19 protein-coding genes are annotated in these 23607 nt (G+C 59.0%); 12 read left to right on the top strand and 7 right to left on the bottom strand.

Annotated features, from left to right (window positions below; translation table 11 throughout):
* Window positions 1–17 precede the first annotated feature (17 nt).
* Window positions 18–2444, bottom strand: a complete 2427-nt coding sequence (gene ppsA / locus ACYQ1A_RS03035) for a phosphoenolpyruvate synthase (RefSeq protein ID WP_499360100.1) — start codon at window positions 2442–2444, stop codon at window positions 18–20.
* Between the two features lie 365 nt (window positions 2445–2809).
* Here ppsA and ppsR (ACYQ1A_RS03030) point away from each other — a divergent pair, with 365 nt between their 5' ends.
* The 11 genes from ppsR (ACYQ1A_RS03030) to ACYQ1A_RS02980 all read left to right on the top strand — a co-directional run bounded on the left by ppsR (ACYQ1A_RS03030) (window position 2810) and on the right by ACYQ1A_RS02980 (window position 15686).
* Window positions 2810–3628: a posphoenolpyruvate synthetase regulatory kinase/phosphorylase PpsR gene (gene ppsR / locus ACYQ1A_RS03030; protein WP_499360098.1), complete on the top strand. Its 819-nt coding sequence runs from the start codon at window positions 2810–2812 to the stop codon at window positions 3626–3628.
* Between the two features lie 37 nt (window positions 3629–3665).
* Window positions 3666–4484 carry a posphoenolpyruvate synthetase regulatory kinase/phosphorylase PpsR gene (gene ppsR, locus ACYQ1A_RS03025; RefSeq protein ID WP_499360096.1) on the top strand — a complete coding sequence of 273 codons (819 nt, stop codon included), beginning with the start codon at window positions 3666–3668 and terminating at the stop codon, window positions 4482–4484.
* Between the two features lie 286 nt (window positions 4485–4770).
* A complete protein-coding gene (gene minC, locus ACYQ1A_RS03020) occupies window positions 4771–5502 on the top strand; it encodes a septum site-determining protein MinC (RefSeq protein ID WP_499360094.1) in 732 nt (243 codons plus the stop codon).
* A gap of 46 nt (window positions 5503–5548) precedes the next feature.
* Complete coding sequence (gene minD, locus ACYQ1A_RS03015) at window positions 5549–6358, top strand: septum site-determining protein MinD (RefSeq protein ID WP_062224595.1); 810 nt, start codon at window positions 5549–5551, stop codon at window positions 6356–6358.
* A gap of 3 nt (window positions 6359–6361) precedes the next feature.
* On the top strand, window positions 6362–6622 hold the full coding sequence (minE, locus tag ACYQ1A_RS03010; RefSeq protein WP_053937061.1) for a cell division topological specificity factor MinE: 261 nt from the start codon (window positions 6362–6364) through the stop codon (window positions 6620–6622).
* A 141-nt stretch (window positions 6623–6763) separates the two neighbouring features.
* Complete coding sequence (gene map, locus ACYQ1A_RS03005) at window positions 6764–7573, top strand: type I methionyl aminopeptidase (RefSeq protein WP_062224601.1); 810 nt, start codon at window positions 6764–6766, stop codon at window positions 7571–7573.
* 10 nt (window positions 7574–7583) lie between these two features.
* Window positions 7584–10154 (top strand): [protein-PII] uridylyltransferase, encoded by a 2571-nt coding sequence (locus ACYQ1A_RS03000; RefSeq protein WP_499360091.1) that lies wholly within the window; start codon window positions 7584–7586, stop codon window positions 10152–10154.
* Window positions 10155–10265: 111 nt separating this feature from the next.
* Entirely contained in the window at window positions 10266–12002 is a 1737-nt protein-coding gene (locus ACYQ1A_RS02995) for a sensor domain-containing diguanylate cyclase (protein WP_499360089.1), read from the top strand.
* Between the two features lie 99 nt (window positions 12003–12101).
* The gene (gene lysA / locus ACYQ1A_RS02990) at window positions 12102–13337 is read left to right on the top strand and encodes a diaminopimelate decarboxylase (protein ID WP_062224600.1); all 1236 of its coding nucleotides are present in this window, start codon (window positions 12102–12104) and stop codon (window positions 13335–13337) included.
* A gap of 312 nt (window positions 13338–13649) precedes the next feature.
* Window positions 13650–15092, top strand: coding sequence for a multidrug transporter subunit MdtD (mdtD, locus tag ACYQ1A_RS02985; protein WP_499360086.1), 1443 nt, complete (start codon window positions 13650–13652; stop codon window positions 15090–15092).
* A 42-nt stretch (window positions 15093–15134) separates the two neighbouring features.
* Complete coding sequence (locus tag ACYQ1A_RS02980) at window positions 15135–15686, top strand: DJ-1 family glyoxalase III (RefSeq protein WP_499360084.1); 552 nt, start codon at window positions 15135–15137, stop codon at window positions 15684–15686.
* A gap of 12 nt (window positions 15687–15698) precedes the next feature.
* On the opposite strand, the gene ACYQ1A_RS02975 is transcribed toward ACYQ1A_RS02980, so the two are convergent.
* From ACYQ1A_RS02975 to ACYQ1A_RS02960, 4 genes are all read right to left on the bottom strand, one after another.
* Window positions 15699–16553, bottom strand: coding sequence for a CheR family methyltransferase (locus ACYQ1A_RS02975; RefSeq protein ID WP_499360082.1), 855 nt, complete (start codon window positions 16551–16553; stop codon window positions 15699–15701).
* 144 nt (window positions 16554–16697) lie between these two features.
* Complete coding sequence (ubiD, locus tag ACYQ1A_RS02970) at window positions 16698–18182, bottom strand: 4-hydroxy-3-polyprenylbenzoate decarboxylase (RefSeq protein WP_499360081.1); 1485 nt, start codon at window positions 18180–18182, stop codon at window positions 16698–16700.
* Between the two features lie 118 nt (window positions 18183–18300).
* The gene (locus ACYQ1A_RS02965; protein WP_499360079.1) at window positions 18301–19218 is read right to left on the bottom strand and encodes a D-hexose-6-phosphate mutarotase; all 918 of its coding nucleotides are present in this window, start codon (window positions 19216–19218) and stop codon (window positions 18301–18303) included.
* A gap of 164 nt (window positions 19219–19382) precedes the next feature.
* Complete coding sequence (locus ACYQ1A_RS02960; RefSeq protein ID WP_499360077.1) at window positions 19383–20318, bottom strand: dienelactone hydrolase family protein; 936 nt, start codon at window positions 20316–20318, stop codon at window positions 19383–19385.
* Between the two features lie 257 nt (window positions 20319–20575).
* Between ACYQ1A_RS02960 and ACYQ1A_RS02955 the strand changes: the two genes are divergently transcribed.
* A complete protein-coding gene (locus ACYQ1A_RS02955; protein ID WP_062221657.1) occupies window positions 20576–21376 on the top strand; it encodes an enoyl-CoA hydratase-related protein in 801 nt (266 codons plus the stop codon).
* Here the strand turns inward: ACYQ1A_RS02955 and ACYQ1A_RS02950 are convergent.
* Together ACYQ1A_RS02950 and ACYQ1A_RS02945 are read right to left on the bottom strand one after the other, a co-directional pair.
* Window positions 21357–21560: a hypothetical protein gene (locus tag ACYQ1A_RS02950; protein WP_062221659.1), complete on the bottom strand. Its 204-nt coding sequence runs from the start codon at window positions 21558–21560 to the stop codon at window positions 21357–21359. The genes ACYQ1A_RS02955 and ACYQ1A_RS02950 overlap by 20 nt on opposite strands.
* A gap of 215 nt (window positions 21561–21775) precedes the next feature.
* Window positions 21776–23602, bottom strand: a complete 1827-nt coding sequence (locus ACYQ1A_RS02945; protein ID WP_499360074.1) for a SurA N-terminal domain-containing protein — start codon at window positions 23600–23602, stop codon at window positions 21776–21778.
* Between the last annotated feature and the right edge of the window lie 5 nt (window positions 23603–23607).

Raw genomic sequence — 23607 nt, 5'->3', positions numbered from 1 at the left:
CACTGCATCTGTTACGGTCAGATCGCCACTTGTTGTCCGGCCAGCAGCAACCAGGTTTCAACCACGGTATCGGGATTAAGCGAAATGGTTTCGATACCCTCGCCCACCAGCCACTGCGCCAGATCAGGGTGATCGGACGGACCCTGGCCGCAAATGCCGACGTATTTGCCGCGCGCTTTGCAGGCTTTGATGGCCATGCTCAACATTGCTTTCACCGCGTCATTACGCTCATCGAACGACGCCGACACCGGCCCACCCGAATCGCGATCAATACCCAAGGTCAATTGCGTCATATCGTTGGAGCCAATCGAGAAGCCATCGAAATGATCGAGAAAGCGATCTGCCAATACCGCATTGGACGGTATCTCGCACATCATGATCACGCGCAGATTGTTTTCACCGCGCTTCAGGCCATTTTGCGCCAGCAATTCAATGACCTTTTCCGCCTCGGTCACGGTGCGCACAAACGGGATCATCACTTCAACGTTATCCAGCCCCATCACGTCGCGCACTTTCTTTACCGCGCGGCATTCCAGCTCAAAGCAATCACGGAACGACGGATCGATATAGCGCGAAGCACCGCGGAAACCCAGCATCGGGTTTTCTTCATGCGGCTCGTATTGCGGGCCACCAATCAGATTGGCGTATTCATTCGATTTAAAGTCCGACAAGCGCACGATCACTTTGCGCGGCCAGAAGGCGGCGGCCAGCGTGGCAATACCTTCAGCAATCTTGTCGACATAGAAATCAACCGCCGAACGATAGCCTGCAATGCGTTCTTCCACCTGCGCTTTCAATTCCGGCGGCAGATTGGGATAAGCCAGCAAAGCCTTGGGATGCACGCCGATCATGCGGTTGATAATAAATTCCAGCCGCGCCAGACCCACGCCTTCATTCGGCAATTGGCAGAACTCGAAGGCCAGATCGGGATTACCCACATTCATCATCAGCTTGACCGGCGATTCCGGCATTTTCTCCAGCGAGACATCCACGCGCTCAAACCGCAGCAAGCCCTGATACACATTGCCGGTGTCGCCCTCGGCACACGAAACGGTCACTTCATCGCCTTCGCGCAAAATCTGCGTGGCATCGCCGCAGCCCACCACGGCGGGAATGCCGAGTTCGCGCGCAATAATTGCGGCATGGCAAGTGCGGCCGCCGCGATTGGTGACGATGGCAGCGGCGCGTTTCATGACCGGTTCCCAATCCGGGTCGGTCATATCCGAGACCAGGACATCGCCCGGTGCCACCCGATCCATTTCCGACACGTCTTTAATAATGCGCACCTTGCCCGCGCCTATCTTCTGGCCAATGGCGCGGCCTTCGGTCAATACCGTGCTGCGTTCATGCAAACGGAAGCGGCTGAGTTTATCCGCCGCGCTTTCTTGCGATTTAACCGTTTCCGGGCGCGCCTGCAGGATATACAGCTTGCCATCCACACCATCCCGGCCCCATTCAATATCCATGGGCCGACCGTAATGCTGCTCGATAGTAACGGCATAACCGGCCAGCTCTTCCACTTCGGCATCGGTTAAAGAAAACTGGCGGCGTTCGGCCAAAGGCACGTCCACCGTGCGCACTGATTTGCCCGCGACGGTTTCGGTATTGAATTCCATCTTGATGGCTTTGCCGCCCAGATGTTTACGCACAATGGCTGGACGCCCTGCTTTGAGCGTGGGCTTATGCACATAGAATTCATCCGGATTGACCGCGCCCTGCACTACCGTTTCGCCCAGACCATAAGACGCCGTCACAAAGACGACTTGATCGAAACCGGTCTCGGTATCAATCGAGAACATCACCCCCGCCGCCCCCAGATCAGAGCGCACCATGCGTTGCACACCCGCCGACAGGGCCACCAGTTTGTGATCGAAGCCTTTATGCACCCGATAAGCAATGGCGCGATCGTTATATAACGATGCAAACACTTCTTTGATGGCGTGCAGGATATTGGCAAAGCCGCGGATATTCAGAAACGTTTCTTGCTGGCCGGCAAACGAGGCATCGGGCAAATCTTCTGCCGTGGCCGACGAACGCACCGCCACCGTGGCGTCATCACCCAGCAAGGCGTAATGCGCGCCAATTTCGGCTTCCAGTGCGGCCGGAAAGGGCGTGGCCACTATCCATTCGCGAATTTGTTTACCGACCGTGGCCAGGGATTTGACATCGTCAACATCCAGACCTTGCAAGGCGGCATCAATGCGGCCGGCCAGATTCTCGTGCGCCAGAAACTGTCGATAGGCATCGGCCGTGGTGGCAAAGCCGCCGGGCACACGCACGCCCTGGCTTGCGAGTTGCGAAATCATCTCGCCCAGCGACGCGTTCTTGCCCCCCACTTGCTCCACTTGGTGCATGCGCAGATGCACAAAGTCGATCACGCGGGCATGGGGGTCGAGCGCGGTAGCAGGGGCTTGGGATGCGGCGGGGTGCTCAGCGACGTTCATGGCGTACCTCGTCTAGAAAAATGTTGCGTTGCAAAACAGGTTGGACCCATTCTAGGCTGACACTTGCGAGCGCATAGTGGCGAAATCCATTACAGGAAAATCCCGCATGGGGAAAGCCGCAACAGCGCTGTATGACTTTGATTTCGCGTTTGATTCTGCATTTAAAACAGCACGATGGACACGCCATCCGACTGCAGGAAACGGCGTAAGCAAACTAATCACATTCAGCGAATTTGCTTGCCGTAATCCGGCCATGTGATAAAACGATGAGCTACAGGATTACGCCAATGACGGACTGAATTGCGATCCTGAAAATGATTTGTTTTGCCCGTGCCTTTGCGTGACCAAACCGGAGAATGTTGTACATGCCGCGCACCGCCTTTTTTGTGTCTGATCGCACCGGCATTACCGCCGAAATGCTCGGGCATTCTTTGCTGACCCAGTTTGACGACGTCAATTTTCGCCGCATTACCTTGCCGTATATCGACAACCGGGATAAAGCCGAAGAAACCGCCACGCTGATCCGGCAACAGGCGGCAGCGGACCAGTGTCGGCCGATTGTGTTTTCCACCATGGTGGATGCCACCTTGCGCAAGATCATTCACGTGGAAGAAGCGCTGACGCTTGATTTTTTTCAGATTTTTATTGATCCGCTAGAACGCGAACTTGGCCGTGAGTCTTCGCATATCCAGGGCAAATCGCACGGCATCAGCAATTTTGAGGAATACAAAGCGCGTATTGATGCGGTCAACTTTACGATCAGCCACGATGACGGCGTAATGCCGCGCGATCTGAATGAGGCCGACATTATTCTGATCGGCGTATCGCGCTCGGCCAAAACCCCCACGTGTTTGTACCTGGCGCTGCAATACGGCATCAAGGCCGCCAATTATCCGCTCACGCCAGAAGACTTTGGCGCGCATACCTTGCCGCGTTTGCTCCTGCCCTATCGCACCCGATTATTTGGCCTGACTATTGATCCGGAACGCCTGTCACAAATCCGCGAAGAACGTAAACCGGGCAGCAAATATGCGCAGTTTGATAATTGCCAGTTTGAGGTCAATGAGGCCGAAGCCCTGATGCGCCACGTTGGCGTGCCCTATCTCAGCTCCACCACGCGTTCGATTGAAGAACTGGCCACCAGCATCATGCATCGCGCCGGTCTGGTCCGCCGTACTTTCTGATTCCACCACGCTGTTTATTGCCAGGGATTGCCTGCTTATGCCCCGCACTGCGTTTATTGTTTCCGGCCGCACCGCCATTACCGCAGAGATGCTGGCGCACAGCCTGATCACGCAGTTTGAAGACGTCACCATCCGCCGCATTGTGCTGCCCTATATCGATACGCCGGAAAAAGCCGAGCAGGCGGTAGCACAAATCCGGGCACAGGCCATTACCGATCAATGCAAGCCGCTGGTATTCAGCACCTTTATCAATGCTGGCCTGCGCCAGCAATTTGATATTCCCGAGGCGCTGATGATGGATTTCTTCGAAACCTTTATTGGCCCGCTGGAGCAGGAATTGCAGCGGCCTTCGGGTCATACCGCAGGCAAAGTGCACGGCATCGCCAATTTTGAGGAATATAAAAATCGCATCGACGCGGTTAATTTCACCACCGCGCATGACGACGGCGGTATGGCAAAGAATCTGCAGGACGCTGACGTTATTCTGGTGGGCGTTTCACGCTCGGGCAAAACGCCCACCTGCCTGTATCTGGCGCTGCAATACGGCATCAAAGCGGCTAATTATCCGTTTACACCCGAAGACTTTGCGCAGCACACCTTGCCCCGTCCTTTGCTGCCATTCCGGCAAAAATTATTCGGCATTACCATCGAACCGGAACGCCTGGCGCAAATTCGCGCCTCGCGTAAACCGGACAGCAACTATTGCAAACTGGAAACCTGCCAGGACGAAGTGGCGCAGGCCGAAACGCTGATGCATGCCGAGAATATCCCCTACCTGAATACCACCCGGCTCTCGATTGAAGAGTTGTCGACCACCATCATGCTGAAGGCAGGATTGAAGCGGCGCTGTTATTAAGCGCCGGCGGCCGGTTCTGCAGCGTGTCCCACCCTCCAAAGCCGGATATCACCAGCGGTGCGCCTGCATTTCACGCTGGACGGTGGGTCCAGCCTCACCCATGCCGTGCTCTCCGGGCATGCGCTGGCATGACGGCACTCACGCTGGCGCGATCGGGCCGCAACGCTGCCCTCCAGAAAAAGCCACCACATAAACTTTCAACAATTGACAACCGCAGCTTTCCGACTACAGCCAGCGCGGGTTAAACTCTCGCCTTCGTTTCCACCGCCCGCCGCCGCGCTCAGCCATGTCCAACACCCGCTCTGATGTCTCCGCTTTCGAATTTAAAAGTAGCGGGTTAAAACTGCTGACCTTTGTGCCAGCCACACTGGATATCGCCGTACTGGACGCCGCGCTGCAACAGCGTCTGGGTGGTCGCGAACATATGTTGAGCAATGAGCAAGTCGCGCTGGATTTCAACCAGTTGCCGCAAACGCCCAGCGCGGCAGAAGTCAGCGCCTTGATGGCGGTGCTGCGCAACTACGCACTCAAGCCGGTGATGGCACTGGGCGGCAACGATGCACAGCAAGCCGCCGCGCAAGAAGCCGGCTTGTTGTTGCTGGATGAAGAAACCCTGGTGGCCGCCGCCGCCGCAGCGCCCGCACCGGCCCCCGTCGTTGCGCCCGAAGCCGCCCCGGTGCGCGCCCCCGCCATGGTGATTACGCGACCGGTACGCACCGGCCAGCAGGTTTATGCCAAAGGCAGCGACCTGGTGGTGTTGGCGCTGGTGTCCAACGGCGCCGAAGTCATCGCCGACGGCCACATCCACGTGTATGCCCCGCTGCGCGGCCGCGCCCTGGCCGGTGCGCGAGGCGACACCAGCGCGCGCATTTTTACCACCAGCCTGGAAGCCGAGCTGGTGTCTATCGCAGGCGTGTATCGCACGCTGGACGAATCATTGCCCGCGTCGGTCAAATCAAAACCGGCGCAGGTTTTTCTGGATCAAGACAATCTGGTTATAGAAGCACTGGCGCTTTAAGCGTCCAGGCCAACACCCACACTGCAGAGATAAAAAAGGATTATTCGTGGCCAAAATCATTGTTGTCACTTCCGGCAAAGGTGGCGTGGGCAAGACCACGACCAGCGCCAGTTTTGCTTCCGGCCTGGCATTGCGCGGTTTTAAAACAGCGGTAATCGATTTTGACGTCGGTTTGCGTAACCTCGATCTGATCATGGGTTGCGAACGCCGCGTGGTGTATGACTTCGTCAATGTGATTCAGGGTGAAGCCACCCTGCGCCAGGCGCTGATCAAGGACAAGAACAGCGACAATCTGTTTATCCTGCCCGCGTCGCAAACCCGCGATAAAGACGCGCTATCCAAAGAAGGCGTGCAAAAGGTACTGGAAGAACTGGCGGCCGATGGCTTTGATTACATCGTCTGTGATAGCCCGGCCGGGATTGAAACCGGTGCTTTCCTGGCGCTGTATTTTGCCGATGAAGCCGTGGTGGTCACCAACCCGGAAGTCTCGTCGGTGCGCGATTCGGATCGCATTATCGGCATTCTGGATGCCAAATCGAAGAAAGCCGAAGAAGGCGGTCAGGTTAAAACCCATTTGCTGGTTACGCGTTATTCGCCCAAGCGCGTGGATAGCGGCGAAATGCTGTCGCTGGACGATGTGCAACATCTGCTGCGCATTTCGCTGATTGGCGTGGTGCCGGAATCGGAAGTAGTCTTGCAAGCCTCCAACGCGGGCGCGCCGGCGATTCATTCCGCCGGCACCGATGTGTCAGAAGCATACAAAGATGTGGTGGCCCGTTTCCTGGGCGAAGACAAACCGCTGCGCTTTATCGAGGCGCCGAAGCAGCCGTTCTGGAAACGGCTGTTCGGAGGTTAACCCATGTCTATCCTCAGTTATTTCTTTGGCGAAAAGAAGAAAAGCGCCAGCGTGGCGCGCGAGCGCTTGCAGATCATTCTGGCGCACGAACGCGCCGGTCGCGATGCCCCGGACTATTTGCCGCAACTGCAACGCGAGCTGATTGAAGTCATCTCCAAATATGTGGCGATCAATCCGGACGACATCAAAGTACAACTCGACAAGAAAGATGATTTCGAGGTGCTTGAAGTCAACATCGTGTTGCCCGAGCACGCGCGGCGCTAGAATACCGGCATTGTTTCTCACCACAATGCAGCACAAAGAGAGGCCCGGCCTCTCTTTGTGCTTTTTACGCGCCGTCCCCATATGCTTTTGTTAACGCATGCTTAATTGCAGCAATGCCAGGACGGGCGAGGAAAAATCAATATGTCAGTCACCATCAAGAACGCAGAGGACATCGCCAGAATGCGCGTGGCCGGCCGCCTGGCCGCCGAAGTCCTTGATTACATCACCCCCTTTGTCAAACCGGGCGTGACCACCGAAGAACTCGACCGCCTTTGCCATGAATATATGGTGAATGTGCAAGGCACGATTCCGGCGCCGCTCAATTACCAGCCGCCGGGTTATACCCCCTACCCCAAAGCGGTCTGTACTTCGATCAATAACGTGGTCTGCCACGGCATTCCCAATGAAAAGCCGTTAAAGAATGGCGACGCGCTCAATATCGACGTCACCGTCATCAAAGACGGTTATCACGGCGACACCAGCCGCATGTTTATGGTGGGCGACAAAGTCCCGCCACACGCGCAGCGTTTGTCGCAAGTGACGTTTGATTGCATGTGGATCGGCATCGAACAAGTCAAACCGGGCGCTACGCTGGGCGATATTGGCGAAGCCATACAGCGTTATGCCGAAAAGGCCGGTTATTCGGTGGTACGCGAATTCTGCGGTCACGGTATCGGCACGCAATTTCATGAAGATCCGCAAGTCGTGCATTACGGCAAAGCCGGAACCGGCATGGTGCTGGAGCCCGGCATGATCTTTACCATCGAGCCCATGATCAACGCCGGCAAGCGCGAGATCCGCGCCATGCCCGATGGCTGGACCATCGTCACGCGTGATCGCTCGCTGTCGGCGCAGTGGGAACACACGGTGCTGGTAACCGAAACCGGTTACGAAGTGCTGACGCGCTCGGCTGGCGTGCAAGACCAACCGTCGCAATACCTGCTGGGATAAGCACATCGATATGAGCGAGCTGCGATCCGTTAGCCAGATCCGTGAACACCACGCCGCGCAAAAGGCGGCATTGCGCCAGCGCTTTGACTGCCCCCAACGCGCCGCGCCCTTGTTGCGCGCGCTGGCGCAATTGACTGATCGCACTTTGCAGGAATTGTGGCAACGCCATGACTTTGCTGACGACACCTTGCTGGTGGCCGTGGGTGGCTATGGTCGGGGCGAATTGTTTCCGCATTCTGATATCGATTTATTGATCCTGCTGCCGGACCAGCCCTCGGCGGCAGCGCTGGAAAAGCTGGAAGTCTTTGTCGGTGAACTGTGGGATATCGGCCTGGAGGTCGGCCACAGCGTACGCACCATGGCCGATTGCCTGAGCGAAGCAGAAAAAGACATCACCGTGCAAACGGCACTGCTGGAATGTCGCCGCCTGAGTGGCGATCCGGCCCGCTTTGCCCGGTTTCGCCATGCCGTGTTTCAGCACATCGATCCCAAAGAGTTTTTCGATGCCAAGTTGCTGGAACAGCAAGCCCGCTACGGCAAGTTTGAGAACGCCACTTACAAGCTGGAACCCAACCTCAAAGAAGCTCCCGGCGGCTTACGAGATCTGCATCTGATCGGCTGGATTGCCGGTGCGCTGGGCCTGGGCCACGATTGGCGCAAGCTGGCCGCCATGGGCATGCTCACGCGTGAAGAAAGCCAGAGCCTGCGCCATGCCGAGCGCGTGCTGCGCACCATCCGCATCCAGCTGCACTGGGTCGCCCGGCGCCGCGAAGATCGCATTCTGTGGGATTACCAGCATCAACTGGCCAGCGATTTCAAACTGGTCGATAACGAGCGCCAGCGCGCCAGCGAACAATTAATGGCGCAGTACTATCTGGCCGCGCGCGTGGTCGGCCAACTCACGCCGCTGCTGGTGCAGGCGTTGCGCTCGCGCATTTATTCGCAAATCGGCAGCGATATTACGCCCCTGAACGAGCGCTTTCAGTTACGCGGTTCTTCGCTCGAAATTGCGGCCCCCGATGTATTCGAGCGAACCCCGTCGGCGATGCTGGAATTGTTCTTGCTCTACGAACAACAGCCTTACGCCACCGACATCGCCCCGGAAACCCTGCGCGCGCTGTGGCATGCACGCGCGCTGATCGATGACGCGTTCCGTGCTGATCCGGCCAACAAGGCGATGTTTATCGATTTGTTCCGGCAGCCGCGCGGCCTTACCCACAGCCTGCGCGCCATGAACCGCTACGGCGTGCTCGGCCGTTATCTGCCGCGCTTTGGCGAGATCGTCGGGCGTATGCAGCACGACCTGTTCCACGTGTACACCGTGGACGAACACACGCTGATGGTACTGCGTAATCTGCGCCGCTTTGCCATGCCCGCCTTTACGCATGAATACCCGTTTTGCTCACGCCTGACCGAAGAATTTGAACGGCCCGAGGCGCTGTATCTGAGTGCCCTGTTCCACGACATCGGCAAAGGCCGCGGCGGCGATCACTCCACCCTGGGCCAGGCAATAGCCGAAAAATTCTGCGCTGAACACCCGCTGCACCCGGATGATCGGGCCTTGATTCCGTGGCTGGTACAGCAGCATCTGGTGATGTCGCAAGTGGCGCAAAAGCAGGACGTGTATGACCCCGACGTGATTGCCGATTTTGCCAGGCTGGTGGGCGACCAGCGCCGCCTGACCGCCTTGTATCTGCTCACCGTGGCCGATATCCGTGGCACCAGCCCCAAAGTCTGGAACGCGTGGAAGGCCAAGCTGCTGGAAGATCTGTTCAAAGCCACGCAGCGCTATCTGAACAGCCAGAACATCGGGGTCAAATCCTGGGTGGAAGAGCGGCAGGAAGAAGCGCTGCGCCTGCTGCGCTTGTACGGCTTGCGCCCGGATGCGCACGAAGCATTCTGGGCCCAGCTCGACACCATCTACTTTTTGCGGCACGAGGCACGCGAGATTGCCTGGCACACGCGCCAGCTGTTTACACGCCTGAACACCGATGAACCCATCGTGCGGGCACGTTTGTCCGAGACCGGCGAAGGCTTGCAAGTGCTGGTCTATACGCGCGATGAGCCTGACTTGTTCGCGCGGATTTGCGCGTTTTTTGAAAAAGCCGGCTACAGCATTTTTGATGCGCATATCCAGACCACGCGCCACGGTTACGCGCTCGATAGCTTCTATGTGTATATCCAGGATCATGCCGGGCAGAACTATCGCGATCTGATCGGCTATGTTGAATACGAACTGGCCACGCAAATTGCGCACAATGCACCGTTGCGCGGCCCGGGCCGCAGTCGGATCTCGCGCCAGCAAAAGCATTTTCCGATCCGGCCCAGCGTCTCGATCCGGCCGGATGAACGCGGTGGTCGCTATTCAATCGTCGAAATCGTGGCCGGTGACCGCGCGGGCCTGTTGTCGGCGATTGCTGCTATCCTGGCCACGCACCGTATCGAAATCCACGCGGCCAAGATCATGACCCTGGGCGAGCGGGCCGAAGATAACTTTGTGGTGTCGGGCAATGTGCTCGGCGATGAGCGCGCAGTGCGCCAGATCGAGGGCGAAATCCTGCAGACCTTGCAGGCAGCCTGACGGCGCCAGCGGCGCGTTGTGGCGTGGCTGTTGCACCCGGCGCATGCGCCATGCACAAGCGCAGCGCGCCGATTACAATTTGTGTTCCGTGTTTAACTGGCTCGAGGTTGCATGCCGCGCAAGAACCTGCGTTCTGTGTTGATGGTCGCCTTTGCGGCAGTCTCCGCCATCATGGCGCTGAGTTTGTCGCTGGTATTGGGCCATCTGGCGACCGAGCGCCAGCGTGAAGACATCGGCCAGGCCATCAGCGAGCTGGCAGGTCAGTTACGCGACCAGATGGATCGCGGCATGAACCAGCGCGTGCGTGACATCCAGATCATCGCGGCGCTACGTCAGATTCGCGATCCATCCACCAGCAAAAACGACAACCGCGCCGTGCTCGACAAGCTGGCGCAAACTTTCCCCAATTATGCGTTTATCGGCATGGCCAGCCCGGAAGGCATCGTGCAATACGCCACGCATGGTTTGCTCGAAGGCAAAAGTGTGGCCGAACGGCCGTGGTTTCAGGCGGGCAAACGCGATCTGTTTACCGGCGATATTCATGAAGCCAAATTGCTGGCCCGATTGCTCAGCCCGCAAGCCAATGGCGAGCCCCTGCGCTTTGTGGATGTCGCCACGCCGGTGTTTGATCTGAACGGCCAGTTTCTTGGCGTGCTGGGCGCGCATTTATCGTGGGCGTGGGCGCGTGGGCTGGAGCAGAACGTGTTTACCCCGGCGCGGCGCAGTCAGGGCATTGAAACCTTTGTACTGAACCGGACCGGCGAAATCATCCTCGCCCCGCCCGGCGTTGATCCGGCCAGTGTCAAATTGCCTGGCCGCCTGCCCACTGCCGAGGCCCCAGGCGAGCCGGTGACCTGGCCCGACGGCAATGATTATCTAACCTCGCTGGTGCTGACCCACGGCGAGCAGAATTTTGCCGGACTGGGCTGGAAGATCGTGGTGCGCCAGCCCACCCGCATTGCCTTTGCACCGGTTCGCAGCTTGCAGTTGACGATATTGGTGGTGGGCGCCATTGGCGCGCTGCTGTTTGCCCTGGTCGGCGCCTGGCTGGCTGAAGCCATTGCACGACCGATGCTGCGGCTGGCTGAAGCGGCCGAGCGTTTGCAGCAAGGCGAAACCGGTCTCGAAATCCCGCTGGAAAACCAGTACAGCGAATCGGCGCGGCTATCGGCTTCGCTGCGCCATCTGGTGGCCGGCCTGAACGACGAACGCAGCAAACTGGCCACTTTGAACCAGGCGCTGGAAGAGCAAGTGCATGCGCGCACCGACATGCTCGACCGCGCCAATATGCATCTGCTGTCCACGCTGGAAGAACGCGCCAGCATGGTCAAGCAACTGGAAGAACTGGCCAGTACCGATAGCCTGACCGGGCTGCTCAACCGCCGCGCCTTCTGGCTGCGCGCCGATATGGAATACAAACGCGCCGCGCGCTCGGGCACGCCCTTGTCGCTGGTGATGTTTGATATCGACCACTTCAAGCGCATCAACGACGCGCACGGCCACGATGTGGGCGATGAGGCGCTGCGCCAGTTGGCCAACGTGGTCTCAGCCAGCTTGCGCGAGATTGATCTGGTGGCACGCATGGGCGGCGAAGAATTTGCCTTGTTGCTGCCGGAAACTGCGATTGAAGGCGCCACGCTGGTGGCCGAGCGCTTGCGTGAACAAGTCGCGCAAATCCGCGTGGCGCTGGCAGACGGCGGCACGGTCAGCTTTACCGCCAGCTTTGGCATTTGCGCGTGGCCGCAAGAACTGGGGCTGGATCATGCCTTGATCCGCGCCGACCAGGCCCTGTACAGCGCCAAGAACAACGGGCGCAATCGAGTCCAGATTTACGCCAGCCCGGTCTGATCGCGGCGGTGTTGCTGCGCCCGGCGGCGGCTTTCGTGTGTAAAATGCCCGACGGACATCACACAACACCATATAAATCAGCCATCTGGACTCAAGCTTATGAAGCCCTTCAACGGCCCTCTGCTCGCCCGTATCGCCGCGCAAGTCGGCACGCCTTGTTATGTTTATGACGCCGCCACCATCCGCGCGCGCATTGCTGAACTGAAACAATTCGACGTGATCCGCTTTGCGCAAAAAGCCAATTCCAATACGCATTTGCTGCGCTTGCTTAAAGCCGAAGGCGTGATGGTGGATTCGGTCTCGTTGGGCGAACTGGAGCGTGCGCTGGCGGCGGGCTATCAGGTGACGGATGAGCCGAGCCCGGTGGTGTTTACCGCCGATATTCTGGATCGCGCCACGCTGGCCCGGGTAGTCGAACTAAAAGTGCCGGTCAACGCCGGCTCCACCGACATGCTGCAACAACTGGGCGAAGTCAGCCCCGGCCATCGCGTGTGGTTGCGCATCAACCCCGGCTTCGGCCACGGCCACAGCCGCAAGACCAATACCGGCGGCGAATTCAGCAAGCACGGCATCTGGTTTGAGCAACTGGGCGCCGCCATCGAGCTGGTCAAACACTACCAGCTCGATCTGGTGGGCCTGCATATGCATATCGGCTCCGGCGTTGATTACAGCCACCTCAACCGCGTGTGCGATGCCATGGTTGAGCAAGTGCGCCAATCCGGCCACGATATCCGCGCCATTTCTACCGGCGGCGGCTTGTCCATCCCCTATCGCGCGGACGACGACACCCGCGTCGATACCGCGCATTACTTTGCCGTGTGGGATGCCGCACGCAAGCAGATTGAAGCCATCGTCGGCCACGCCGTGCATCTCGAAATCGAACCCGGTCGGTTTATTGTGGCCGAAGCCGGTAAATTGCTGGCCGAGGTCCGCGCCGCCAAGACCGCAGGCAGCATGCATTACACCTTGGTCGATGCGGGCTTTAACGACCTGATGCGCCCGGCCATGTATGGCGCGTATCACGAAATCAGCTTGATGCACGCCGACGGCAGCGCCATTGCAGGCGAGCAGATTGCGAGCGTCGTCGCCGGGCCTTTGTGCGAATCGGGCGATGTGTTTACGCAAAAGGCCGACGGCATCCTCGACCCCCACCTGCTGCCGCAAGCGCAAGTGGGCGACCTGGCTATCTTCCACGATGCCGGTGCCTACGGCGCGTCCATGTCGTCCAATTACAATTCGCGCCCGCTGATACCCGAAGTGCTGGTGGAAGGCGACGCGTTCAAACTGATCCGTCGCCGCCAGACGCTGGCTGAATTGCTGGCCCTGGAAGACTAAGCCCGCCTGGTTTGCCCTGGCCACCAGGGCACTTCGTTGCAACCACCCCGGCCTGCCTGCAGACCGGGGTTTTGTTTTTGCGGACGCCTGCGCACGCGTCGCCCAGCAAAAACGCTACTGCAGCCGCCCCAATCTCCACGCGGAGCACAGCGCGATGCAAACACCCGACGCCCGCTGCAAGCGCCTGTAGGGCAGCCGCTGCGGCGCGGGCGCGGCACACACCGACGCCCGCGTGGTCCGTTTGATAGTCGCTGCCACGCGCTGCGCCCGCTAATATCAAGACCACACTCGACTTACAAGAACAGGACCGCCATGCCCGCTGAAATGGACGCGCGTACCGCCCGCTTGCTGCCCTGGATCGTCGCCATCGCTTTCTTCATGCAGATGCTCGATGGCACCATCCTCAACACCGCCCTGCCCGCAATGGCCGCCACGCTTAATGAAAGCCCGCTGCGTATGCAATCGGTGGTGATTGCCTATTTGCTGACCGTAGCGCTATTGATTCCGGCGTCGGGCTGGATTGCCGATCGCTTTGGCACCCGTCGCGTGTTCTTTGGCGCGATTTTGTTGTTCAGCCTTGGTTCGCTGTGTTGCGCCCAGGCGCCCACGCTAACCATGCTGGTGTTGGCGCGCATCGTGCAGGGCCTGGGCGGGGCGCTGATGGTGCCAGTGGGGCGTCTGGTCATCCTGCGTGCCTATCCGCGCGCGCGGCTGGTGGAGGTGCTCAGCTTTGTTACGCTGCCGGGCATGGTCGGGCCGTTGGTGGGGCCAACACTAGGCGGCTGGCTGGTGGAATATGCGTCGTGGCACTGGATTTTTTTGATCAATATTCCTGTGGGCGTGATCGGTTGCGCCGCGACCTGGAAATTCATGCCCGATTTGCGCGCCGCGCCGGGTGCAATGTCGCGTTTCGATACCATGGGCTTTATCTTTTTTGGCGCGGCTATGGTGTTGATCTCGATTGCGCTGGAAGGCCTGGGCGAATTGCATCTGGCCCATGCACGCGTGATGTTGCTGTTGATGGCCGGGCTGGCTTGCCTCGCGGCTTACTGGCTGCACGCCGCGCGTAATGAACATCCAATATTTCGATTACAGCTGTTTCATACCCATACCTATGCGGTCGGCATTCTTGGCAATCTGTTCGCGCGGCTGGGCAGCGGCGCCATGCCCTTCTTGATGCCTTTGTTGCTGCAGGTGGGGCTGGCTTATTCGCCATCCAAAGCGGGCATGACCATGATTCCGGTGGCGGCTTCGGCCATGTTCGCCAAAGCCATCGCCAAACCCTTGATCGAACGCCTCGGCTATCGCGTGTTGCTGACGGCCAATACGCTGTTGCTGGGCTGTTTGATGATCAGCTTTGCCACCATCAGCAACGTAACGCCCTACCCGATGTTGCTGCTGCATCTGGCAATCTTTGGCGCGGTCAACTCGATGCAATTTACAGCGATGAACACCGTTACCCTGATCGACTTGAGCGACGTCGACGCCAGCTCGGGCAACAGTCTGCTCTCCGTGGTGATGCAACTGTCGGTCAGCCTCGGCGTGGCGGCCGCTGCGGCGCTGCTGGCGGGCTTTGCCAATGAGTATGTACACCCAACCCAGCCGCAATTACTGGAATCGTTCCACTACACCTTTATGTGCGTCGGCGTGATGGCGATGCTGGCGGCGGGTATCTTTCTACAACTGCCCCCAACCTCCGGCAAGGTACAAACCGAGGTGCCGCCACCGGGCAAACAGGTGGGCGATCATCTGTAATCCGCGGTACGCCCCACACCGCGCACTGACTGGAGATGCACCATGACCACGGTCCATGTTTACGCTGCCACAGGCTTTGAAGAAGTCGAACTGGTCACCTGCGTCGATATCCTGCGCCGGGCCGAAATTGATACGCGGCTGGTCTCACTGACCGAAGCGCTGGCGGTCACCGGATCGCACCAGATGACTTTGCAGATCGATCTGACCTTTAGCCAAGCCGCCACGCAAACGCCCACGCTGATCGTGTTACCGGGCGGCCCTGGCGCTAATGAAATGCTGGAACACGCCGCCTTGCAGCAACGTCTGCGCGAACAGATCGCGGCCAGCCGCCCGGTGGCCGCTATTTGCGCGGCGCCCAAGGTGCTGGCCAAAGCGGGCCTGCTGCACGGCAAAAAGGCCACCTGCTTTCCTGGCTTTGAGCCCATCCTCGCCGCGGCCGGCGCCACGGTGACGCCCTATAACGTGGTTACCGATGGCCTGATCACCACCTCGCGCGGCGCAGGCACGGCGGCGTTGTTTGCGCTGGAACTGTTGCGGCTGCTGGGCAAAGACAACGCGGCCCATCAAGTGGGCCGCGCGATGTTGTATCTATAAGGCGAAACTGGCCTAGCGCGCGTACGGATTGCTCGGCGCGGCTGTCGCTGGCTTGCTCAATTCATAGACGGTTTTGCTGCGCAATTTAAAGTAATCGGCGGCGTGATACAGGTTTTCGGAGTGGCCGACAAACAACAGACCGTTGTTCTTCAGCAAAGGCGCAAAACGCCGCAGGATGTTCAGCTGCGTCGGCTTGTCAAAATAGATCATCACATTGCGGCAGAAAATCGCATCAAACGGGCCGCGCACTGACCAGGATGTTTCGACCAGATTGAGCTTGCGATACACAATCATGTCGCGCAGTTCCTGCTTGGCCTGGTAGTTGCCATCGGGCAGGCGATCAAAGAAACGGCGTACCCGCGCGCTATCCATCTTCTCGACTTCGTCGCCGTTGTAGATGCCGCGTTTGGCGGTTTCCAGCACATTGGTATCGAGATCGGTGGCGATGATCTTGACCGGCGGGCGCAGACTGTCCAGCGCCTCGCAGGCGGTGATCGCAATCGAATAGGGTTCTTCGCCGGTGCTGGATGCCGAGCACCAGACATTGAGCACACCGGCGCTGCGATTGGCCTTCAGATGCTCAGCCAGCATCGGAAAATGATGGGATTCCCGGAAGAAGGACGTCAGATTGGTGGTGAGCGAATTGGTAAACAGCTCAAATTCCTTGCTGTCGCCACGCTCCAGCACCGCCAGGTATTCATTGAACGAACGCAGACCCAAGGCGCGCAGACGCTTGGCCAGACGGCCGTACACCATATCGTGCTTGGCGGGCGTAAGCGCGATGCCCGCATAGTTGTAAATCATCTTGCGGACTTTTTCGAAGTCCTGTTCGGTAAAAACGAACTCGCGCTGCGAAGCGTTCAGCATGTTATGGGCACCTGGTCAGAATGCGTCTATGTACTCATCCGGCATGGGGGAGTGTCAAGCTGGTAGCACGCCTGGGCACCCCGCCAACCCTGATCCCGCCTGGTTTGAGCGGCGCAGCCACATGGCCATGACCGCCAGTTCTGACTATAGCCCGAGCTGATCCCACATCGCATCGACTCTGGCGACGGTTGCCGGGTCTTTATCGATGGTGCGGCCCCACTCACGCGTGGTTTCGCCAGCCCACTTGTTGGTGGCATCCAGCCCCATCTTGCCGCCAAGGCCACTGACCGGTGAGGCAAAATCCAGATAATCAATGGGCGTGTTTTCCACCAGGGTGACATCGCGCACCGGGTCCATGCGCGTGGTGATGGCCCAGATCACTTCTTTCCAGTCGCGCGCATCCACGTCTTCATCCACCACCACAATGAACTTGGTGTACATAAACTGGCGCAGGAATGACCACACGCCAAACAGGATGCGCTTGGCGTGGCCCGGATATTGTTTGCGTATCGACACCACGGCCATGCGATAGCTGCAGCCTTCCGGCGGCAAATAAAAATCGACGATCTCTGGAAACTGCTTTTGCAGGATGGGCACGAACACTTCGTTCAAGGCCACGCCCAGCACGGCCGGCTCATCCGGCGGTTTGCCGGTATAGGTGCTGTGATAGATCGGGTTGTCGCGCTGGGTAATGCGGTCGATGGTAAAGACCGGAAAGTAATCCTGCTCGTTGTAATAACCGGTGTGGTCGCCATACGGGCCCTCCAGCGCATGCTCAAAGCCGCTGGGGTGGTTGGCATCCGGATAGATATGACCTTCCAGCACGATCTCGGCCGAGGCGGGTACTTGCAGATCGCTGCCTATGCATTTGACCAGCTCGGTCTTGCTACCGCGCAGCAAACCGGCAAATTGATACTCGCTAAGGCTATCCGGCACTGGCGTAACCGCGCCAAGGATGGTGGCCGGATCACAACCCAATACCACCGCCACCGGATACGGCTGGCCCGGATTGCGTCGGGCGTGCTCGCGAAAATCCAGCGCCCCGCCGCGATGCGCCAGCCACCGCATAATGACCTTGTTGCGGCCGATAAGCTGCTGGCGATAAATGCCCAGGTTCTGCCGCTTTTTCTCCGGCCCGCGCGTGACCACCAGCCCCCAGGTAATCAGCGGCGCCACATCGCCCGGCCAGCAATGCTGCACCGGAATAGCGGCCAGATCGACATCCGGGCCTTCAATCACGTTCTGCTGACATGCGCCCTTGCCCACCACCTTGGGCGCCATATTCAGCACCTGCTTCAGCAACGGCAGCTTGTCCCACGCATCGCGCAGACCCTTGGGCGGCTCGGGCTCTTTAAGATACGCCAGCGTCTGGCCGATCTGGCGCAGCGCACTCACCTCATCGGCGCCCATACCCAACGCCACCCGCCGCGGCGTGCCAAACAGATTGCCCAGCACCGGCATGCGGCTACCCGGCACATTATCGAACACGATGGCCGGACCGGCCGCACGCAAGGTGCGATCGCAAATCTCGGTCATTTCCAGATAAGGCGAAACCGGTGCGGACACGTGCTTGAGTTCGCCCAGCTTCTCTAGTTGCGCCATAAAGTCGCGCAGATCGCGGTATTGCATGATGTTCCGTCAGGCCAGGAAGAGGTAATGGCTCGGGCAGGATTGCAACGCAAATGCCTGCCCAATGCAAAAGGCCGCGCGGCGTACCGTGCGGCCTGAGTTGGCGGCTATTCTACGTTTACTCGGCGCTGAGCGTCATGCCGACGTGATAGATATCGCCTGGTTGCAGCGTCGGGGCAAAGTCCCACATATCACCGCGCTCCACGCACACATAGCCCACGTAGTTGCCCGCGCCGATATCTGCGATGCGCGCGGCGTTTTCCCACGGATTCCACACCACGGCACAATGGGTTTCGGCGCTTTCGATCACGATCTTGCCGTCTTCGGTGCTGATGGATTGCACCTTGGGCACGTCCAGATAGACACGATCGGTGGGGCCGGACAATTGCAACTCGCCGTCTTGCGCAATGCGCGGCTTGTCGGCGGGCAGCGTGTCGATGTAATGCGTGCCTTCCAGGCCATGGATAACGGCCTTGCTCACATCCGGCACCGAGAAATAGGTATGCAGGGCAAACGAGTGCAATTGCGGCTCGTCACCCAGATGCTGCGCCTGCAGATCAAGATGCAGCGCGCTGCCCACGGTAACGGCCAGGCGATATACAAAGGCGTACGGCCACAGTGCGCGCGAAGCATCGTTGTCGCGCAATTCCAGAATCACGCGGGTACTGCCATCGTCATTGGCGGTGGCCTCGATCACGCTCCACGTTTCATTGCGGGCAAAACCGTGTTTGGGCAGCGCGTCGTTGTCGGGATGACCGCCAAACCACGGCATACAAAGCGGAATACCGCCCCGTACCGCCTCGCCCGGCTGCAGCGCTACTTTGGGCGACAGCCACAGCAAATCCTTGCCACCAGCGGGCACAAACGAAATCACATGCGCGCCCTGCAACGCCACCACGGCCCGACCCAACGCGTTTTCGATCAACAATAGCGGCAGACCACTGCCGTCGGCTTGTGGATACAGCTCACGCGAACCGCGCAGGCTGACGCCGGGTACTGCGTTGATCAGGGCCGTTTCGGCAGGACTCAAAGACATGACGATTTCTCCGGAAAGTGTGGGGGCTGATGATCCTCGCACGCGGGCGGCGTGGCAATGCGCCCAACGCCAATTGCGCAAGCCGGGCAATCCCTTGCGCATGCCGCCGCGGCTGGCACAGGCTGCCGTCAGCATCGCTGGGCAGCATAGCAGATCAGCAGTGGCTAGTGCCGCGGCGCCGGCGCGGGCACGCCGCTGGGTCGCGAAGTGCGTTGCTCATAGGGATAGGTATGAAACGGATCAAGCCAGCGCGAACACCATTTGAATACGCGGCGGTAAGCGTCATCGGTGGCGGACTGATTGAAGCCCACCATCACGCCGCCGCCAGGATGGGCATCGTTGGCGATATCTTTGCGCAAGTGGACTTCCAGGCCGGCATCATCGAAATCGTGATAGACATCGGGATAACTGACCAGGCGGAAGGTATCCATGCCCGAACGAGTGACCAGCTCATGGCAAGGTTCGACCGGGGTCCAGTCATCGGCTTCGCCCATTAACATCAAGGTGGGCGCAGCAGGTTGATACGGTTGGGTGGCACGCAAAAAAGAGCCGCAAGCAGGATAGAACGCAACCGCAGCGCGTACGCCGGGATTATCCCTGTCCATCAGTGCCAGCACGGTGGTGGCGCCCTGCGACCAGCCCAGCACGGCGATGCGGCTACTATCGATTTCTTTGCGATTTTTAAGCCAGTTGACGGCACGCTGGGCGTCCTCCGCCCGGCGCGTGGAATTGAGCGCACCTTTGCTCGATGCGGTACAGGTCTCGCGCACGCCACGCGGGCCAAAGCTATCGACCAGCAGCACGCCATAACCGAGTTCCTGCAACAGTGCGGCCATATGCGCAGGCCGCGCGGCCAGCACACCCGGCTTGGCCCACAGGCCACCGCAACCATGCAGCAACAGCATGCCCGGCGCGTTACCGCTGGCAGAGGGCGGCGCCATCCATTCGGCTGGTAGCGTAATACCGCCAGGCCCGGCAATTTCGACGCGTGCGGCATCCACCGTACCGGCACACGCCAATAGCACAGCCACCGCAGTCCATAACATCAGACGTTGCAAAAGAAACCGGTACAGCGTGGATAACAATAAATAGGGCAACACAATATCCGCATTAATAGGTCTGGCCGCAGCACCTGCGCACCATGCACAAACCGTTACTGCCTGAAACAGACACAGGATAGCGGCGCACTCTAACACAAATGCGCCTTCCGGGCTGAGCGCGCGTAAGCCCTGCCCGCCTGCCGCGTGCACCAAAAGGATGCCAGCAGCACACGATTTTATGTGCTAAATCAATGAGGTAGCCGCTCGCAGCGCCGCCGTACGCAGTGCCCGCTCACCCTGCCCAGGAGAAAGGCAAGATGGCCGATACACTCGAAATCAGTATTGATGCCAATGGCATTGCGCGGGTTGCGCTAGCCCGGCCCGAAGCCGGCAACGCCATCAATGACGTCATGCTGGCCGAACTCACCGCGGCGCTGGCAGGTCTGGGGCAGAACGACGGGTTACGCGTGTTGATCCTGAGCGCGCAGGGCGAGCGCTTTTGCAGTGGCATGGATATGACCTGGCTCAAGCGCGCCGACGTGCTGGATGCACCGGGCAATTTTGACGAAGCGTTGCGCCTGGCGCGGCTGCTGCAACTGCTCGATCGCATACCCGCCCCTACCATCGCCTGTGTACATGGCAATGCCGAAGGGGTTGGCGTTGGGCTGGTTGCCTGTTGCGATATGGTGGTGGCGCATGCCGATACGTCGTTCTGCCTGCCAGAAACCCGCATGGGCGTGGCCCCGGCCATCATCGCGCCGTATGTGGTGTCGCGGCTGGGCGTGGGCATGGCGCGGCGCTATATGCTGACCGGCGAGGCCATCAAAGCCGAACGCGCAGCGCAGGCCGGGCTGGTACATGAAGTGGTCGCGACGCCAGAGCAAATGCGGGACTGTGTCACGGAATGGGTGGAAGCCTTGCTGAAAGCGGCGCCGCATGCGGTTGCGACGGCTAAACGGATGATTACGAATGTGGCTTATCGGCCAGTGGATGACGCGTTGATTTCAGACAGTGCGCACCGGATTGCCCATTTGCACGCGCATCCGGAAGCGCGGGAAGGGATGGCGGCCACGCTGGAACAGCGGCCGCCGCACTGGTTTAGATCGAGCGCGTCTTGAAGCGGGCGCCTGCCTGTTGTTCCATTGCTACCGCTTCCGCTACCGTCATCAAGCGCAAGGCGGTTTGCGGGCCATACAAAGTGGGCGTGTATGTGCTCTCCACTTCTACTGGATCACCCATCATCAGCGTGGTCTGTGCATCGGCCAGCGTAGCGCCCGATTCCATTTCAAAATAGTTGACCATGATTGTTCCTCGTGAGCGGGTGTAAGGACTGCCTTACCGCATATATCTGCCTGTTCGATCGAAATTTCAATAGTTTTCTGTGCCAGATCAAACCAGTGTTGTGTTTGAGCGGAACAACGGCGTTTTTCGGAAATATCGCTTACACACAGCAGAATGCCATAAAAAAAAGCGACGCTGTAAAGCGCCGCTTTTTTCTTACACCGGAAGCACCATCATCACTCGGACTTGGCTGCCTTCACTTCGACCTTCTGCTTTTTCTGCAGATTAGCCATATAGCTGGCCATTTCAGCACCGGCGTAGGTCTGCTCCATGCTTTGCGTCAATTGCGCCCGCATTTCCGGCGTCAACGCGGGTGCAGGAATCGCCTTCTCCACCTTGTACAACACAAAGCCTTGCGCAGGATCAGCACCACCCACAACGGCAGGCAGCTTCTTCACATCAACATTGAACACAGCCTTGACCTGATCCGCAGGCACGGTCGGATTGCCGAAACGACCCAGTTGCGTCGGCTGCTCAGCCCATTTGACCTCAACCGCCTCGCCCTTCTGCAGCGCGGCCAGTTTTTGCGCGCCATCAGCGGCGGCCAGCTTCACGGCCTTGTCATGCTTCAGCTTGTTTTCGATATCCGGCGTGGCCGTGGCCAAAGGCGGCACTTGCGCCGCTTTGTAATCGACTACGTGAGCGGAAACCATGGTGCCGGGCTGAACTTCAACCGCTTCGGTATTGTGCTTTTTCTTCAACACGTCATCGCTGAACAACGCCTCGGTCAGCTTGGCATTGCTCAACATCGGATCTTGCGCACCCTGACGGGTAATCCAGCCGCTCTGCACCACTTGCAGCTTGAGTGCATCGGCCGCCGGCTTAAGACTATCTGCCTGCTGATAAACCAGCTCGTTGAATTTATCCAGACTGGCCTGGTACTGCGCCTGCGCTTTCTCTGCCTTCACTTTTTCAGTGACCGCCGGCTTCACATCGGCCAGCGTGGTGGTGCGCGCGTCTTCCAGCATGATGATGTGGTAACCAAACTGGCTTTCCACTACATCACTGATCTGGCCCTTGCTGAGCTTGAAGGCCGCATCAGAGAACGGTTTAACCATTGCATCAGCAGCAAACCAGCCGAGGTCGCCCCCCTGATCCTTAGAGCCCGGATCTTGCGATTCCGCCTTGGCAACCGCGGCAAAGGATGACGGATTGGCTTTGACTTGCTTGGCAATGGCCTCTGCCTTGGCTTTGGCCGCCTGCTTGTCTGCAGCGCTCGCATTGGCTTGCACCGCAATCAGAATGTGCGCTGCTTTGCGCTCATCCTTGGCCAGCTCGGCTTTATGCGCGTCGAAATACTTCTGCACCTCGGCATCGCTCACCGTTTGCTGCTGTGCCAGTTGCGTCGCGGACAAGGCCAGGTATTCCACCCGGACCATTTCCGGCGCTTTCAGCTCGACCTGGTGGGCATCGTAATATTGTTTGACTTCCGCCGGCGTCACGCTGGCCTTGCTCAAGTAGTCGTCGGCCTTGAACACTGCGGTGACGACTTCGCGACGCTCACCCATCAGGCGAGCGGCGTTTTCCACTACCGCATTCGGCACCACCACCGAAGCTTGCCACGGCGCCATCAACTGGCGACCCGCCAGATCGTCACCGACGTCCTTCTGGAATTGCAGCGGCTGCATGCCGTTGGCCGACAGCACTTGTTCATATTTGGCTTTGCTGAACTGACCGTTATCCTGGAAAGCCGGGATTGCAGCGATGGCTGCACGCAGCTGTTCGTCGCTGGGGGTCAGGCGCAGATCACGGGCTTCGTTGAGCACCAGTTGACGTTCGATCAGCGCGTTCAGCACGGTCGGCTTTTGCGCGCCCTGCTGGCGACGCATGGCATCTTCGACTTGCTGTTCGCTGATGGTGGTGTTGCCCACTTTGGCCAACCAGTCGCCGCCGCCCTGCGTGGCCGCGTAACCGCTCCAGCCGAAGCTTACGATCAAGCCCAGCACCACGGCGCCCAGCAAGACCTCGACCATTCTTCGGTTCTTTTGCACCAGATCAAACATGAACA

Source organism: Silvimonas sp. JCM 19000, from assembly GCF_054652575.1.
The sequence above is the reverse complement of the archived record's forward strand: the minus strand, read 5'-3'. Positions and strand labels throughout refer to the sequence as shown.

What these genes read in the sequence shown, in the direction of transcription:
- minC (WP_499360094.1), top strand. Translation starts at nt 4,771, where the DNA reads ATGTCCAACACCCGCTCTGATGTCTCCGCTTTCGAATTTAAAAGTAGC.
- ppsR (WP_499360098.1), top strand. Translation starts at nt 2,810, where the DNA reads ATGCCGCGCACCGCCTTTTTTGTGTCTGATCGCACCGGCATTACCGCC.
- ACYQ1A_RS02965 (WP_499360079.1), bottom strand. Translation starts at nt 19,218, where the DNA reads ATGTCTTTGAGTCCTGCCGAAACGGCCCTGATCAACGCAGTACCCGGC.
- ppsR (WP_499360096.1), top strand. Translation starts at nt 3,666, where the DNA reads ATGCCCCGCACTGCGTTTATTGTTTCCGGCCGCACCGCCATTACCGCA.
- ubiD (WP_499360081.1), bottom strand. Translation starts at nt 18,182, where the DNA reads ATGCAATACCGCGATCTGCGCGACTTTATGGCGCAACTAGAGAAGCTG.
- ACYQ1A_RS02980 (WP_499360084.1), top strand. Translation starts at nt 15,135, where the DNA reads ATGACCACGGTCCATGTTTACGCTGCCACAGGCTTTGAAGAAGTCGAA.
- ACYQ1A_RS02955 (WP_062221657.1), top strand. Translation starts at nt 20,576, where the DNA reads ATGGCCGATACACTCGAAATCAGTATTGATGCCAATGGCATTGCGCGG.
- ACYQ1A_RS02995 (WP_499360089.1), top strand. Translation starts at nt 10,266, where the DNA reads ATGCCGCGCAAGAACCTGCGTTCTGTGTTGATGGTCGCCTTTGCGGCA.
- mdtD (WP_499360086.1), top strand. Translation starts at nt 13,650, where the DNA reads ATGCCCGCTGAAATGGACGCGCGTACCGCCCGCTTGCTGCCCTGGATC.
- ACYQ1A_RS02945 (WP_499360074.1), bottom strand. Translation starts at nt 23,602, where the DNA reads ATGTTTGATCTGGTGCAAAAGAACCGAAGAATGGTCGAGGTCTTGCTG.
- ppsA (WP_499360100.1), bottom strand. Translation starts at nt 2,444, where the DNA reads ATGAACGTCGCTGAGCACCCCGCCGCATCCCAAGCCCCTGCTACCGCG.
- lysA (WP_062224600.1), top strand. Translation starts at nt 12,102, where the DNA reads ATGAAGCCCTTCAACGGCCCTCTGCTCGCCCGTATCGCCGCGCAAGTC.
- map (WP_062224601.1), top strand. Translation starts at nt 6,764, where the DNA reads ATGTCAGTCACCATCAAGAACGCAGAGGACATCGCCAGAATGCGCGTG.
- minE (WP_053937061.1), top strand. Translation starts at nt 6,362, where the DNA reads ATGTCTATCCTCAGTTATTTCTTTGGCGAAAAGAAGAAAAGCGCCAGC.
- ACYQ1A_RS02975 (WP_499360082.1), bottom strand. Translation starts at nt 16,553, where the DNA reads ATGCTGAACGCTTCGCAGCGCGAGTTCGTTTTTACCGAACAGGACTTC.
- ACYQ1A_RS02950 (WP_062221659.1), bottom strand. Translation starts at nt 21,560, where the DNA reads ATGGTCAACTATTTTGAAATGGAATCGGGCGCTACGCTGGCCGATGCA.
- ACYQ1A_RS03000 (WP_499360091.1), top strand. Translation starts at nt 7,584, where the DNA reads ATGAGCGAGCTGCGATCCGTTAGCCAGATCCGTGAACACCACGCCGCG.